This window comes from Finegoldia sp. (assembly GCF_046991905.1).
Classification (GTDB): domain Bacteria; phylum Bacillota; class Clostridia; order Tissierellales; family Peptoniphilaceae; genus Finegoldia.
In genome coordinates, this window is the sequence record NZ_JBKWZF010000003.1 from 12,109 (window position 1) to 28,102 (window position 15,994).

12 protein-coding genes are annotated in these 15,994 nt (G+C 31.7%); all 12 read left to right on the top strand.

The window, feature by feature from the left end:
* Window positions 1-189 precede the first annotated feature (189 nt).
* On the top strand, window positions 190-1,227 hold the full coding sequence (locus ACLUJM_RS02250) for a replication initiation protein (protein ID WP_118654709.1): 1,038 nt from the start codon (window positions 190-192) through the stop codon (window positions 1,225-1,227).
* A 21-nt stretch (window positions 1,228-1,248) separates the two neighbouring features.
* Window positions 1,249-2,151 carry a DNA/RNA non-specific endonuclease gene (locus ACLUJM_RS02255; protein ID WP_002611034.1) on the top strand — a complete coding sequence of 301 codons (903 nt, stop codon included), beginning with the start codon at window positions 1,249-1,251 and terminating at the stop codon, window positions 2,149-2,151.
* Window positions 2,152-2,321: 170 nt separating this feature from the next.
* Window positions 2,322-2,408, top strand: a complete 87-nt coding sequence (locus ACLUJM_RS02260) for a putative holin-like toxin (RefSeq protein WP_373211497.1) — start codon at window positions 2,322-2,324, stop codon at window positions 2,406-2,408.
* Window positions 2,409-3,199: 791 nt separating this feature from the next.
* A complete protein-coding gene (locus tag ACLUJM_RS02265) occupies window positions 3,200-8,845 on the top strand; it encodes a collagen binding domain-containing protein (protein ID WP_256292665.1) in 5,646 nt (1,881 codons plus the stop codon).
* A 202-nt stretch (window positions 8,846-9,047) separates the two neighbouring features.
* Window positions 9,048-9,425 (top strand): hypothetical protein, encoded by a 378-nt coding sequence (locus ACLUJM_RS02270; RefSeq protein WP_002611028.1) that lies wholly within the window; start codon window positions 9,048-9,050, stop codon window positions 9,423-9,425.
* Between the two features lie 96 nt (window positions 9,426-9,521).
* Window positions 9,522-11,183 (top strand): AAA family ATPase, encoded by a 1,662-nt coding sequence (locus ACLUJM_RS02275; RefSeq protein ID WP_002611026.1) that lies wholly within the window; start codon window positions 9,522-9,524, stop codon window positions 11,181-11,183.
* A 384-nt stretch (window positions 11,184-11,567) separates the two neighbouring features.
* Window positions 11,568-12,644 carry a type III toxin-antitoxin system ToxN/AbiQ family toxin gene (locus ACLUJM_RS02280; protein WP_002611024.1) on the top strand — a complete coding sequence of 359 codons (1,077 nt, stop codon included), beginning with the start codon at window positions 11,568-11,570 and terminating at the stop codon, window positions 12,642-12,644.
* Between the two features lie 36 nt (window positions 12,645-12,680).
* Window positions 12,681-13,148 (top strand): hypothetical protein, encoded by a 468-nt coding sequence (locus ACLUJM_RS02285; protein ID WP_002611021.1) that lies wholly within the window; start codon window positions 12,681-12,683, stop codon window positions 13,146-13,148.
* A 2-nt stretch (window positions 13,149-13,150) separates the two neighbouring features.
* Window positions 13,151-13,333, top strand: a complete 183-nt coding sequence (locus ACLUJM_RS02290) for a hypothetical protein (protein WP_002611018.1) — start codon at window positions 13,151-13,153, stop codon at window positions 13,331-13,333.
* A gap of 284 nt (window positions 13,334-13,617) precedes the next feature.
* A complete protein-coding gene (locus ACLUJM_RS02295; RefSeq protein ID WP_256292664.1) occupies window positions 13,618-14,586 on the top strand; it encodes a JAB domain-containing protein in 969 nt (322 codons plus the stop codon).
* Between the two features lie 35 nt (window positions 14,587-14,621).
* Window positions 14,622-15,131, top strand: coding sequence for an opioid growth factor receptor-related protein (locus ACLUJM_RS02300; protein WP_256292663.1), 510 nt, complete (start codon window positions 14,622-14,624; stop codon window positions 15,129-15,131).
* Window positions 15,132-15,316: 185 nt separating this feature from the next.
* Entirely contained in the window at window positions 15,317-15,751 is a 435-nt protein-coding gene (locus ACLUJM_RS02305; RefSeq protein WP_256292662.1) for a hypothetical protein, read from the top strand.
* Window positions 15,752-15,994 lie beyond the last annotated feature (243 nt).

A 15,994-nucleotide genomic window follows, 5' to 3' on the forward strand; every position in this document is an offset into this window, starting at 1 on the left:
ATGTCCCCATGCAACAGACAAAATGTCCCCATGTAGCAGACGAAATGTCCCCATGCAACAGACAAAATGTCCCCATGTAGCAGACGAAATGTCCCCATGTAGCAGATGATGGGTATATTTATGTCCCTGTTAAATTTGACAAAGGGACATAATAAGTATATATTTCTTAATATAAGGAATGGTAAATCTATGTTGAATGATGAAAATATTATATCGAAATCTAGATCAATCATTGATTTAAGAAATGTTAATCTTACTATACAAGAATTCCGATTGATGGAAGTGTATTTATCGAAAATCAATCCACAGGACGAAACAACAGCATCTGTTACTTTTACTAAACAGGAATATTGTGATTTGATGGAAATTCAATCTAGATTATTGGAATCGAAACGATTAAATAAATATATGCAACATTTATTTAATAACAGTGTTACTGAATGGTTGGAAGATGGAGAAAGTTTTGAAATGCATCCTCTGTTTGAAAAAGCAAAGTTTGATAAAAAAAATAGTACGATAACTTTAGAATGTGGCAAATCGGATTATGTACGAAAAATGTTTTTTGATATATCCAAAAACGGATATATTAAATACGCATTGAAAAATACTTTGTATTTACAAAGTGTCTATTCAATAAAACTATATCTGTATTTGTTGGAAAATAGATTCCGTTCAACTTGGAAAATTGAATTAGACTGTTTAAAAGGAATTTTTGAATGTACTTCTGATTACTATAATGATTTCAGAAGATTTAATTCAAAAATCTTGAAGACATCTATTGATGAAATAAATGAAATGACAAATGTTTTTGTTTCTTATGAAACAATACGAAAAGCTCGAAAAGTTGCAGAAATTGAATTCACTTGTCATTTTAAAGATACGAATGAAGTGATCAATGGAGAATTTGAAGAAAAGGATATTCCATCTATTTTTAGCACTTTAGCTTGGGATGAAATAGAAAATAACTTAGAATATGGTTCATTGGAATATGTAATCGCTGAAATTCAATACACATCGAAAGAATTATTGGGAAAAGAAGAATTAAGCAAGGCAGAATTAAATATCATTAAAGAATTATATGATTTGTACGGTGGACGAATGATGATTGTTGCTTCAAGAGAAGCAAGTACTTATGAAAAATATTCTTTGTATTACATACGAGAACTCATGAAGACTTGGATTATGAAGGGGTATAGTGTAGAAGATGTAGAGAATGGGAAACGATAAGAATAGGAGAGAATAAGATTTATGAAAAAACAAATATCAAAGATATTACTCATTTTATTAACAAGTATATTTATTACTGGATGTTCGTTGGATTTAAAATCTGACAAACCTATAGAAAATGGAATAATTCAGGAGAATGTGCAACTTACTGATATTCCTGAATTTAATGATGAACCGTATATCGTACTAAATGAGAATGTACCAATGTTTACTGAAGAAGAAACGGCAAGTACAGAGATATTTGAAGACTACTCTGATTTAGATAGATTCGGTCGGTGTGGTATTGCTTATGCTAATCTTCATCAGAGCATTATGCCAACCGAAGATAGAGAAAGTATTGGAATGATAAAACCATCAGGTTGGAAAACTGCAAAATATGATTTTGTAGATGGGAAATATTTGTACAATCGGTGTCATTTAATTGGTTTTCAATTAGCAGGAGAGAACGCTAATGAAAAGAACTTGATTACAGGAACTCGCTTCCTAAATGTAGAAGGGATGCTTCCATTTGAAAATATGGTTGCTGATTATTTGAAAGAAACAAACAACCATGTGTTATATCGTGTTACTCCTGTCTTTAAAGATAATGAATTGGTCGCTAGAGGGGTCACGATTGAAGGGTATTCCGTTGAAGATCATGGAGAAGGAATTCAATTCTATGTGTATTGTTACAATAATCAACCAAAAATAGAAATCAATTATCAAACAGGAGATAGTAAGGAAATTGCATCTTCTTCTGAAAATGAGCCTAACGATAGTGAAAAAAGAACCTTTATCGTAAATAAGAATTCAAAGAAATTTCACGAAGAAGACTGTGAAAATGCAAACAAGATTTCAAGCAAAAATAGAGAAGTTGTTGAAAGTGATGTAAATGCACTGATTGAAGAAGGATATGAACCAGCACAATGTTGTGTAGATAATTAAGAATATTATACATGATACAGAAATAAAAAAACTTATACCTTTATTTTCTTTGGCAAGGTATAAGTCTTATGCTAAAATCATGGTGGACAGATTATTTAGGTAGTTCAGGTCGCTAGACCAAGGAGCGTTGAGCCTTGTTAATATAAATGTATTTTCGAGGAGTGATGCTTATGAGTACATATGAAGCATTATCAATAATGTTATCTATACTAACTCTAGTCGTTGTTCTTCTAATCGAATTGATTAAGAAAAAATGACAAATAAAAAACTACCTAAGTTTCCGAGGCGAAGGTAGTTTTTTATAGAACTATTCAAAACCCTGAACAGAATAATCTGTCCACTTTTTACATCTTTATTATAAGCGATAAATTGATAAATATCAATAAATTCAAAAAAGGAAGTCACTTCCTATTTTTCTATTTGAGTGCAACAAGGCAGAAAAACTGGTAAATCAAATAAAGATTCTGTAGAATAATCGTGGAGGTATATGTATATGTACTATACTATCCAAAATAAGCACTCATTTGGAAATGTTTCAGTTCTTAACCAATATGGAATTACAGTTTTTGACTCTAGTAGTCATACTGTTAATTATCAGAGAGTTAAAAAAGTAACCTGAAATATGTTCCAATGGGTGCAAAAAAAGAAGAGGATTGCCGTCCTCTTCTTTTCCTATGGGAAATCCACAGTTCTTAACCACTATTATTATATGCTATAAACTGAAAAATGACAACTGATTTTAGATTTTAAAAACTGTAATTTTACCTGTGGTTGCACTTTTGCTTCACACCAAAATATGCTAATATGATAATGTGGTAAAATATTGAAAAGGCAGAAAACTAAGCGTTTTTTGTCTTTTTTTATTTTCAGAAAGGAGAGAAATTACAGTGAAATGGTATTTTAAACGAAGGCATCCGTTTGGATGCCTTGAATCATTTATCTAGGAAAAAAGGGAACGGATGAAAACTCGAGATTCATTCGTTTCCTAAAAAAAGGAAGTCACTTCCTATTTTTCATAAAAAATACAAAAAAAGAAAGGAGAAACTTTATGAAAAAGACATTAAAGCGAATTGTAACTTGCATATTCTCTACGCTTTTAACTGTAAATGCTGTGATGCCTACTTATGCAAATGAGCAAGTCGTTGCCGAACCATCTCCTACTTTGAATATTACTGTTGAAGGAAATGGACAGGTTAAAGTTACAGAAAATGAAACTGAAACGATAGTAACGAAAGAAACTCCATTTACACAATCTTATAAAGAAGGTACGAAAGTGACGATTGAAGCGATTGCTGATGAAGAAAATGTAATCGAAAACTTTACAAACAATGATGTTGCAGTACCTGAATTTGTGGCAGAACAGAATAGTTTAAAGATTGAATATGTTACTGGTGTCGAAAATTCAAACTTTGTAGTTACATTCAAAGAAATTGTTTCTAGTGAAGAACAAGAAACAAATGAAAAAGTAGATACAGAACCGATTGAACAACCTGAAGCAGAAGGAGAAACTACAAAAGAAGATTCCATTGAAACGGAAGAAAAGGATAAAACAAAAGATAAAGTAGATAAAAATAGTAAACTGCTAATCAATGACGAAACCTTTATTCCAAATCGTCCTGTTAGTGCTGAAGAACAACAAATTCTAAAAGATTATCAAAACGGAATGAGCATGAAAGAAGAATATGTTCAAAAGCGTAAAGAAATTGTAGATAAGATTCATGCATGGAAATATGTAGATAACAATTATTTTATTACTACTAAATTCTATGAGGATTATGATACAACAAATTTATTAATTGGATTAGGTGCATCTATTTTAATTGCTCCTGGTTTTAGATATTCAGAATCTGCATCAAATACAAATTCTTTCGATCGCAGTTTAAGTAGTCCAGTTGTGACTTATTTTGAAGAAGGTGGACACACCTCTATTTCAAACGGAGTTGGAACAGTTTGGGGAACAGGCGGTTTTTGGAAGGTTGATGGTCATGTAGCATTTTGTGGAGAAGCCATGTTTGCACCGCCTCGAGCAGGGTCAGCATTAAATTCTGCTGTGGAAGTACATGATGATAGAGTGCGAAAAGTTATCTATTATGCTTATGGATATCCGAATAACCAAGTTTCAAATTATTTTCAAAATAGAGATCAAGCCTTATTGGCTACTAACGAATTTTTGTCTACTGTGGCTAGTGGTACTTCACTAGGCGGGTCTTCAAATGGGCAACGTTATCATGTTGCCTATGAAATGTTAAAAGGAATTTTGAATTTACCAAGTCCACCATCTGATTTTAAAGTATATAAGGCAAAATGCCCTGGAACAGGGACGAACTTCCAAGGAATTGTAACAGAAAATCAAACGTTATATTGGGGTCAAAATGAGCCAAAAGGAAATTTAACGATTGAAAAATCTTCTGCGAATCCTTCGATTACAGACAATAACAACTGTTATAGTTTAGAAGGTGCAGAATATGGATTGTATAACAGTGAAGCCGATGCCAATAAGGATGTCAATCGAGTAGGTACATTTACAATCAAGGCTGATGGAAAAGCAAATACCATCAAGGACTTGAAGGCAAAGACATATTACTTGAAAGAAACCAAAGCAGGAAAAGGATATGATTTAGATAAAAAAGTGTATCCCGTTTCAGTAAAAAGTGGAAAAACAGAAATTAAAAAGGTAAAAGACAATCCTCAAGCTGACCCTGTTGGTATCTTATTGAAGAAGCGTGACAAGGAAACTGGACAGGATGTACCACAAAGAGATGCGAAACTTGAAGGTGCTGAATTTACTGTGAAGTACTACAAAGGGGATTATGCTGAAGATGTCGATCCTGCGACACAGGGAGCAACACCTGAACGTACTTGGGTATTAAAAACAGATGAAGATGGTTTTACTTATTTACAAGATAACTATAAAGTTTCGGGTGATGAATTTTACTATAATAGCACAAATTTGCCAACAATTCCGATTGGAACAGTAACATTACGAGAAACGAAAGCACCTGAAGGGTACAAACTAAATGATGAAACATTTATTGTAAAGGTAATTTCAGAAGGTTCAGATGAATTTTTAAGCACATACCAAGAACCAATCGTACCTGAACAGGTTATCAAAGGAAAAATTCGCATTGCTAAGAAAGACAAGGATACAGGAAAAGTCATTCAAGTGGCAGGGACAGTCTTTGATATTTATTTCAATGGACAGAAAGTAAGCTCAATGACAACGGATGAAACAGGATATGCTACATCTGAAGACTTGGCTTACGGAGAATATGTAATCAAAGAAGCAAAAGCTCCAAATGGATATGTCGTTGATGTAGATCAAGAGGCTGTCGTAGATATTACAGCCGAAAAGACATACGATACAGAATTAAGTGATAAACGAGTGAATGCGACCATCAATCTTGTTAAAGAAGATAAAGATACTGGTAATCGTCCTCAAGGGGATGCAACACTAACAGGTGCTGTATATGGACTATATGCTAAAGAAGATATTCTTGACCCATCTATGGATGGAACAGTCATTCATAAGAAAGATTCTTTAGTTGGAAAAATCACGACAGATAAAAATGCAAGTGGTACAATTGAAAATCTATATTTAGGGGAATATTACTGGCAAGAAATCAGTCCAAGCGAAGGATATGAATTGGATGAAACAAAATATCCTTTCACTGCAAGTTATAAAGACCAAAATACAATTAAAGTTACTGTGGATAGTACAGTGAAGGAAACAATTCGTACTGGAGAATTTGACATTATCAAAACGATTACAGATGGAAGTCAATCTGAAATCATGACAAATGAAAAAGGTGCAGAATTTGTTGCTGTATTGTTAAAGGATTATGAAGCTAATGGTAAAGACATTCAAAAGGCTTTACAATATGCAAAAGAAAACCGAAGCGAAAAAGAATATGCTGTATTAACAACAAATAAAAATGGTTATGCGACTTCAGGCAAATTAGCGTATGGTAAATATATTATCCAACAGACTAAGAAAGGCGAAAACGCTGAAGAAACAGATATTCTTGAAGGAACATTCACATTTGAAGTAACCGAAGCCAATGGACAAACAATTATTAAAGGTGGAGATACTTCAGGAAATTCTCTTGAAGTCGGAGATGATGGTAAGATGCATTACCATATCAATAACCGACCAAGTGATTATTTCTTAAAACTTGTGAAAGTAGATGCTGAAAGTGGAAAACAGATTATCTTATCTGATGCTACATTTAAAGTTAAAAATCTAGCAACTGGCGAATATATTCGTCAAAAAGTAGCAGGTGTTTGGGTTGATGAATTCAATACAGATAAAAATGGTTATGTTATCCTTCCTTTAAAATTGAAATCAGGTAAATATCAACTTGAAGAAATCAAAGCACCACATAACTATTTGTTAAATGGCACAAGCATTCCATTTGAAATTAAAAAATCGGAAGTGACTTCCGAAGATGAAGATGGAGATGCATATATCGTAGTAGCTATGGAAGATACACGAGTAAAAGGGTCTATTTCTTTTGAAAAACGAGGAGAAGTGTTAGTGGGTTCTCATAAAGACGAAAATGGAAATATCGTATTCGATTATGAAGAACATGGATTAGCTGGCACGGAAGTTACTGTTTATGCGAAAGAAGACATCATTGACCCTGCGGACGGAGAAGTACTTTATAAAGCAGGTGAAGTTGTTACAACGGCAACTACAGATAAATCAGGAAAGGCTCAAGTAGATAATTTATATCTAGGTAGCTATCTAGTGCGTGAAACAAAAGCCCCTGAAGGTTTTGTAGTATCTGATAAAGAGTACAATGTTACTTTAAACTATAAAGACGATCATACAGCAATCATTTCTGATTCCGTTTCTTATGTGAATGAACGACAAAAAGTAGCTATTGACTTAGTCAAACTAGATGATGAAACAGATACACCTTTAAGTGGTGCTGAATTTGGATTGTATGCTACGGAAGATATTTATGGCTATGACAATGAGCCTCGTATCACAGATATGGCTAAAAAATTAGTCGTTGAAAAAGGTACATTGATTGAAACTTCAATTTCTGATGACAATGGACAGGTTGTATTTAATGCAGATCTTCCTTTAGGAAAATATGAAATCCGTGAATTGAAAGCACCAATCGGATATGCTTCTAGTGATAAAGTCATTGAAGTGGATGCAACATATCAAGGACAAGATGTAGAAACAATCGAAATCGAAGCAGAATTCAAGAACAGCATTACAAAAGTTGAATTCTCAAAAATTGATGCAACAACTAGCGAAGAATTAGAAGATGCAACACAAGTTGTATATCCAAAAGATAAACCAAACGAAATTTTTGAAACATGGGTATCTACAAAAGAACCTCATATCATTAAAGGTTTAGAAGTTGGACAAACTTATATTTGGGAAGAAATTTCTGCTCCGTATGGATTTGCTCTTGCTGAAAAGATTGAATTTACTGTAGAAGATACAGGCGAAATTCAAGTGGCAGGAACAATGAAAGATGAAATCGTATATGGACAGTTAGCTTTTGAAAAAGTAGGTAAACAATTCACATATACAGACATTGGTATGACGGATTTAGGAGTGGTTAATACACCAGTCTTTGAAGAAATGAATATCTTAGGTGCTGAAATTACTATTTACGCTTCAGAAGATATTACATTAGGAAATGGAATCACTTATTACAAAGCTGATGAAGAAATCGAAACTTTAGTAAGTGATTTTGAAGCTGTACAGTCTATCAAACTTCCAGTTGGTAAATACTATTATGTTGAAACAAAAGCCCCAATCGGTTTTGTGAAGAACGAAGAAAAACATTACTTTGAAGTTAAAGACAATCAGATCAACGAACTACAAGTAATCGAATCTACATTGAAGAACGAAAGACCAGTGTATAACATCAACATGACGAAACAGATGGAATTCTCTGATACAGCTATGAACAAAGAAGCCTATAAAGATGTAGTCTTTGGTATCTACACTCGTGATGATACATATGATTGGAAAGGGAATGTAGCGATTAAATATGACACATTACTAGCGACATCAGGTATTGATGAAGAAGGTCATTTAGTACATACCCCTGAACTTCCAGTTGGTAACTACTACATTAAGGAATTGGCAACAAATTCAGCGTATAAGTTAGATGAAAAAGAATACGACTTTAGTATTGAACAATCTAATGATAAGGCTGTCATTGTGCCAATCAATGAAGGTAAACCAATCATCAATAAATTGAAAGAATACTATGTTCTAGTCAATAAAGTAGATGAAAACACAATGAAAAACATCATCAGTAAGGAATTTGAATTCACATCTTTCACAGATGCAGAATGCAAAAATCCTATCGAAACAAAACAAGCAAACACAAAAGACGGAACTGTTAAGTTTGTATTGAACTACGGAACGACATACATCAAGGAAACGAAAGCCCCTCTAGGTTATTCGTTAAGCCCTGAAGTTGTGAAAGTAGAAGTCAATGATGATGGATTGTTTGTAAATGGTAAGAAGGTAGAACGAAGTGAAGACTTGTTGTATTCTATCATCTATAAAGATAGTTTGCTTCCAGTTATTCAAACAGGAGCAGGTAGTGATTCTATGTTGTTTATCGTTGCAGGTCTTGGAGTTTTAGTATCTTTGATCGGTATCTTAGAATACAGAAGAAGAAATAGAAACAAGAAGTCTGAAAATACATCAGAATAAAGAATTGTTTAAAATCTATTTCACAAAAATAATAAAATCTCTGATAGTTCACAGTGAGGTAGAGAATATAAAACAATGATTTATCTTCCTGAAGCCCTTGCTTTTACGCAAGGGCTTCAAATAAAAGGTATCAAAGCAATTTGATGCTTTTTATTTGAAAAATAGGAAGTCACTTCCGAAAATTAGAAACAAGGGGGTTATCATGGTTACAAAAATACAAGATGGTTTAGTTACTTATATTGGTTTTCACGCAAACAAAAATAAAAAGTTTATTGTTGAAACAAAAGGAAATTGGACATATATAAATTATCAAAAAGATGAATTTACACGAATTATTTGTGGCTATGTGGTTAAACAAGATGATGGAAGATATAGAACGCATAGACTTGGAACTTTTGATACAAATTTTAAAGATAGAAATGTAGGATATTTCGATTCACTTAAAGATGGAATAGCATATATGAAACAAGTGTATATTCAAGAATTATATCCAACACATAAAGACTTAGGGAAAGAAATTTTAGATAGTTCAAACACATTTGTAGAAGTTGAAGAAGACTTAGATGAAATTGAAAAATAGGAAGTGACTTCCTATTTTTTGCAGAAAGCATAAAAATGCTATCTATTAGAGTATTTAGAAATCTGTTATAATAAGAATACGAAAGAAGGTGGTTTTATGGCACAATATAAAGCTAATGTTTTTGTTAAAGATGAATTAAGAGAAATAACAAATCCTGAAAAAGATAGACCACAGCGTATTATTGGAGAAGAATTGAAAGACTATTTATTTGATTCTAAAGATACCAAAGTCTGTATCTTGTATGGATTGCGAAGAACAGGAAAAACAACTTTGATGTTGCAAACAATTTCTGAATTGACACAAGATGATTTTGAAAAAAGTGCATATATCGAAGTAAGTAATAGAGATACAATATCTTCTTTGTATAGCGATCTTGATATGTTGAAAGAAGAAGGATACAAGTATATTTTCATTGATGAAGTTACTTCTTTAGATAACTTTATTTCCATGTCTTCCTTATTTCCTGATGTATATGTTAGAAAAGGTATGAGAATTGTTCTGACAGGAACAGATTCTCTAGGCTTTTTCCTATCTTCTTCTCGTGAGCTTTATGATAGAGCTAGATATATTCATACAACATATATTCCTTTTTATGAATTTAAACATCTGTTTCCTAATAAAAACATTGATGAATTCATTGAATATGGTGGTACTTTAATTCCTGAATATAATGAAGATTATCCGTTCTATAATGGAAAAAATGCTGAACAATATGTAGATTCTGCAATCGCACAGAACATCCAGCATTCTTTAGAAAACTATGAAGAAGGCAGTAAATTCCGTTCTTTGATAAATCTGTATAATCAAGACAAACTTACTAATGCTATCAATCGTGTTGTACAGAATAGAAACCATCAATTCTCTATCAAAGTAATTCAAAGTACATTTAAGTCTTCTGATTATAACTCTGTTAGAGATATAATGACTACTCGTGTTAAGAAGAATATCGAACCTAACACAGATATTCTAAACAGAATAGATTCAAGCACGATTATTGAATCATTGAAAAAACAACTTCATATTTATGATGCAAGAAAAGATGAAATATTAACAGATTCTGAAGTCTATGAGATAGAACAATATTTACGAAAACTAGAGATTGTAGATTCCTACACTGTTGAATCAGGTGACTTTAATATTTCGCCAGTAGAAAACAATATTATTACACAATCAGGGTTGCGATACAGTCAGTGCAAGGAATTGTTGAAGATTTTAGAAAATCACAATACTTTTCGATTGGGAACAGATAAAGAACAAAATTTAATTGTTTCAACTATTGATAACAATGTAAAAGGGAAGATATTAGAGGAATTGACAATTTATAATGTCCAACAGTCTTTGGATGCTGAAAAATATGAAGTATTTCAACTCTCTTATCCACCAATGCCAAGTGAAGGTGTTACGGAAGGAGAAATTGATTTAGTTATTAAAGATAAAGAGGCATATACTGTAGAATTGTTTGAAATTAAACACAGTTCTGAAATCGTACCTAGTCAATATAAACATATGATTGACCCTGCAAAAATGAAATACTTTGAAAAAAGAGGATTAGAAGTAAGTGGAAGAACAGTGTTATATATGGGAAAAACACAAGGACAAGAAATTGAGGGTGTGAAATATAAAAACATATCCGAATATCTTGATGAATTAAAAGTTTATGATCGTAATTATCAGAAGATGTTTTTAGTACAAAAAGAATGTGCAAAAAATGTAGAAGATGGATATGATGAGAATGATTCATTGGATACAAAATGTTAATGTAAAGTGGAGAGAAATCTTCACTTTTTTTCATAAATAGGAAGTGACTTCCTAATTTGGCTAGATGGCAAATTAAAATTAGTTTGCAAATAAAAATTACTGTGCTATACTCTAATTGAAGATAACATTTTTGTTATTATTCATGTGAGGATTGCCTTTTGTAGTTGAAGTACAAAACAAAAGGGTAAAGCTCAAATCTCTAAGGTGCTTCGCTACCATTCCTATAAAATATAGGATAGTCAAAGACTAAAAGGCGAATGATTTATTCGGGTGCTTCGCTACCATGCCTATTTATAATAAAACGAATAGGATAGCAAAAAGCTAAAAGGCGAATACAAAGTCATGTAGAGATGCATGGCTTTTTTTATGTTTGGGGGTGCTTGCATGAGTGAAAAGCTAGATTTTTATGAAGTGAATATAGATTATGTAAAATATCTAAAACAATTTGATTCTCGAATACCTGATGTAGTGTATCAAAATAGAAATAAATTTGTATGCGGAACATTATTCAAAATCAATGGGTTGAATTTTTTTGCCCCTGTATCCTCATTTAATATAAAGCAAAATTCAAACTATGTTATTGAAGTTGGAAATGTACCAGTAGGTAGTGTTCGTTATTCTTTCATGTTTCCTGTACCTGATTCAGAAATCAAACAAAAAGTCATAAATAATGAAAGTGATTATCAATATAGATTCCTGCTAAGACAAGAATTAAAATATTGTAATAAGAATAGAGAAGTCATTCAAAGTAAAGCAAAAGCAATCTATCATAAAGCGTTGGATAAAAATACAACATATCATAAATTTTGTTGTGACTTTCAATTGTTGGAAGAAAAGTGTAAAGAGTGGATTTATGATAAAACCATAGTGAAGCATGAAAAAGGAATTCCAATGTATAAGTTTTCTTTTCAAGAGAAAATGACATTGTTGGAACTCACGAAAGACAGACATACAATTGAGTTGTTCGCTATAGATCATAATGAAGTGATTAAAAATAAAGCGACAGACAAACTAAAAAAATTAGATGAGGCTACTAAGAAAATATCTCCAGTACATGAACACTTAAAGAAAGGAATAAATGTACCTCATAAGATTTATTTTGCTAATTATCATACAACAATTCGATTAGAATTGATAAAAGATAATATATGTTATTACAAGGATGAATTGAATAATTCTATTTATGTATTAGAACGAAAAGATGCACATTTACCTCAAGTGATGCAGAGAATGTTAGAACCATATTTAAAGGCAAACGAAAAGAATACAAATGTATATGTTCTAACAGATAGTGAACTAGCCAATAGCAATTATCATAATCTTTTGATTGAATATCAAAACTATCCAGAACGATTTGATTATGTGCGAAAAGGATTAGTTACTTCCAGTCAAAAAACAGCAACTATGGAACAACAAAATCAACTTAATAAAGAAGATGAATTCGGAGAAATTGAAAAATAGGAAGTGACTTCCTATTTTTGAAAATGGAGAAAAGATATGGAATATCATTATTTTACGATAGAAGATGTAGAAATGCTTAAATTTAACGGAATCACGCATTTACATAACCACTTGAATTATTTAATACATACAGATAAGGATCAAAAATTTACAAATGAAGATTCTGTGCGAAATGTATCCTTTATATTTGATAATAAAGGGAATCCAAAAGCGTTAAAATGGACTGACGATTTAGGAAAAAGAATAGAATTAAAAAAGTATGTTTTTCGTTATATCAGAGATTTATATAAACGATTGTTTTATGCAAGGGTTGAATGTCCTAGAAGGGATGTTCATAACTGGAATAAGGAAATGGTTGCAGAAATGTTTGGTATCATCCGAGAAATGAAAAAAGAAAAGTATTATCCGTTGTTTGTGCAAATACATGATGACCAACCAAATTTATTTTGTCATTTTCATGTCATATGTTTCTATGACAGAAGTAAGAAAAGCGAAGGAGAATGATTATGAAGATAGTATTTACAATTTTGGGATTAGCGTGTTGTGGGTATGCGATATGGAATATCTACCAATTAGATGCGAAGAAACGAAGTCATCATATATCCTATGAAACATATCGTGAAAAGACAAAACAATGGATTGTTGTAACAATCGTAGGTGTCGTATTGATTGGATTCTTTGGTATATAGAAAGAGGTTAGCACAAATGGATTTAAAAACACTATAAGAGGTACAATGATTCAAAGAGGGAATTGTAAAGGTACACACTTCAGTAGAAACCTTAATCAAGAAACTTCAAAAAAAGAAACAGAAGATAAAGAAATGGATTTAGAAGAGAAGGAGTTGTGATGTATGGACAATCAAACAGTTATTACAGCAAGAGATATAAAAGAAATTCTAAAATCATTAAAATCAGATGAAGAATTAGTTATAGATGATGAAGGTATTAAAATCATTAAGAAAGAAGATTAAGTATGAAAATAGATGTTGTAGGAATTCGATTGGTTAAAGAACGAGAAATTGATTATGATAAATCAATTCATCAACCAATAGATACTGTAAACTTTGTTTTAGAAGAGATGCAGGACTTAGATAGAGAAATGTGCATGACATTAAATTTAGATGCGAATAATTGTGTACTAAATGCTCATGTTGTATCTGTTGGTGGATTAGATAGGGCGGTTGTAGATGTAAAAAATATAATGAAATCAGCATTGTTATCAAATGCTCATGGAATTATTATGTATCATAATCATCCATCAGGAAACAGCACACCAAGTCAAGCTGATTTTTTAATTACAGAAAAAATAAAGAAAGCCTGCGAGATAATGGATATTCAATTTTTAGATCATATAGTTATTGGAAAAGAAAACTATCATTCGATGATTGGTGGATATACAAATCCGTATGATGTTTCAAAGCGAAAAACTGAAAAAACAACAAGAGTATTAACGATTCAGTCTTCGGATTTAGATGTATCGAAAAAGGTGTATGCCGATAAAGATAGATGTAATTATCAAAAAGCATTACCAATCTATAGGCGATTGTTTGATGATTATAATCGGATGAAAGAAACAGATTATTCATCTTTCTTTTGGGGCTTTTCCAAATTAAAAACAAAAGATATGGATAAGGCAATTGAAAGAGCCTGTGATATGATAGGAAAAGAAACAGATGATTCTAAAATTTATGTACTGGATATTCCTAGTGAACTTTGTTTAGAAACTGACTTTTATAATTTTGCTGATGAAATTTATGCGTATCAATATCCTAAAGAAGTAGAAAGTGTGTGGAATTCAATTTATGAGAAAAGGAATTCTGAACGGCAAGTGATGTTTCCGTATATTGAACCATCTATGGTTGTTGGAGAAATCAAGCAAGGCAAATTTATTGAATTCAATCATGAAGAACAAGATTTAGAACTAGATGAATTTGAAAAATAGGAAGTCACTTCCTATTTTTTAGAAAGAGGTATATCATGACAATGTTAGGATTTTTACAAGATGAAGAAAAAGACAATAAAGGAAGATACTTATTTGATTATTGGGAAGCTGATAACCAATGGCTAGAAGAAACACATGATTATATTCAATGGATGTTTCCATTAGATGTAAGAAGTTTCCATCATCCTTTCGTTGCTCCTGCTTTAAAAAATGATGAAATAGAAATAGCGAAACATGATGAGAGTATTCAGAACAATATGATAATGTCTTTTCAAAGAATTTTGGAATTTTATGGATTAAGATTAAATGAAGTAGAAAACAAAATTGAGAAAAATGATTCTTTTCAAGAAAGAAGTAAGGTGTGGTTAGTTGTAAAAAATCACAATCACTTACGATTGACACGGATTATTAAAAGTATGCGTTTGTTAGGATTGGAAACATATGCGGAAATGCTATTGGATTTTTTGATTGAGTTAGTAAGTGAAGTGGATTGTTTTACGAAAACAACTAGGTCAATATGGATGGAATTAAAGATTAAAAAGTAAGTTAAATTTCCTTACTTTTGTATTTTCATTTCACAAAGAAAGTGCTAAAATACTTATAGTGGAATTAGTATGAAAACTATTCATAACAAACAGGCATTTACGAATAATCGTAGGTGCTTTTTATTTTATTTGAGTCATCAGAAATGGTGGCTCTTTTCTTTTATACAAAGAAAGGTGGCTATCCTATGAAAAAGAATTATCTATCTGTGTATAAATGCAATGAATTTAGAGTGGTAAGTAATGAGTTTGTTGGTCGTATCGAAGATACACCTGAAAATATTTCTGCTTTTGTTGTATCAGCTGATTTTAAGTGCAATTACGCATTAGTGGACGATATGGATACTGTTAAAGTATTCACTATGGGTAACTATTTAGATTTAGTACCTGATACAGAATATTTAGAAAAGGAATTAAGACCAGTCTTATTGCAAATGCAGTTTGGAGAAACAGAAGTACCTAATGTAAAATACGAACCAATTAAAAAGAGTTTAGAAGAGTTTTTAGGAGAAAAAGATTTGCAACTTGCTACAGAAGATACTTATAAAAGTATGTCAGAAACAAGTAAAAGTTTTGAAGAAATAGAACAAGATGAGTTCAATCATGATGATATAGAAATTTAAAAAAACTATATTAAAGGGCAGACCAAAGTCCTAATTTCTTGAGTTTATTAGAAAATTCAAGATAAGAAAAAGTGAATCTAAAGCCTATATGACTGATGATTCACTACTTGTAAACAAGTATAGATACGAAATATACTGGATTCTACAAGGGGTTGGTAGGCTTTCATCTACAGTTGTCATATTCGATTATACGAAATATACTGGATTCTACAAGGGGTTGGTAGGGCAACAGAGTGAAAATCC

Coding starts and splice junctions, on each gene's coding strand:
- ACLUJM_RS02250 (WP_118654709.1), top strand. CDS start 190: ATGTTGAATGATGAAAATATTATATCGAAATCTAGATCAATCATTGAT.
- ACLUJM_RS02255 (WP_002611034.1), top strand. CDS start 1,249: ATGAAAAAACAAATATCAAAGATATTACTCATTTTATTAACAAGTATA.
- ACLUJM_RS02260 (WP_373211497.1), top strand. CDS start 2,322: ATGAGTACATATGAAGCATTATCAATAATGTTATCTATACTAACTCTA.
- ACLUJM_RS02265 (WP_256292665.1), top strand. CDS start 3,200: ATGAAAAAGACATTAAAGCGAATTGTAACTTGCATATTCTCTACGCTT.
- ACLUJM_RS02270 (WP_002611028.1), top strand. CDS start 9,048: ATGGTTACAAAAATACAAGATGGTTTAGTTACTTATATTGGTTTTCAC.
- ACLUJM_RS02275 (WP_002611026.1), top strand. CDS start 9,522: ATGGCACAATATAAAGCTAATGTTTTTGTTAAAGATGAATTAAGAGAA.
- ACLUJM_RS02280 (WP_002611024.1), top strand. CDS start 11,568: ATGAGTGAAAAGCTAGATTTTTATGAAGTGAATATAGATTATGTAAAA.
- ACLUJM_RS02285 (WP_002611021.1), top strand. CDS start 12,681: ATGGAATATCATTATTTTACGATAGAAGATGTAGAAATGCTTAAATTT.
- ACLUJM_RS02290 (WP_002611018.1), top strand. CDS start 13,151: ATGAAGATAGTATTTACAATTTTGGGATTAGCGTGTTGTGGGTATGCG.
- ACLUJM_RS02295 (WP_256292664.1), top strand. CDS start 13,618: ATGAAAATAGATGTTGTAGGAATTCGATTGGTTAAAGAACGAGAAATT.
- ACLUJM_RS02300 (WP_256292663.1), top strand. CDS start 14,622: ATGACAATGTTAGGATTTTTACAAGATGAAGAAAAAGACAATAAAGGA.
- ACLUJM_RS02305 (WP_256292662.1), top strand. CDS start 15,317: ATGAAAAAGAATTATCTATCTGTGTATAAATGCAATGAATTTAGAGTG.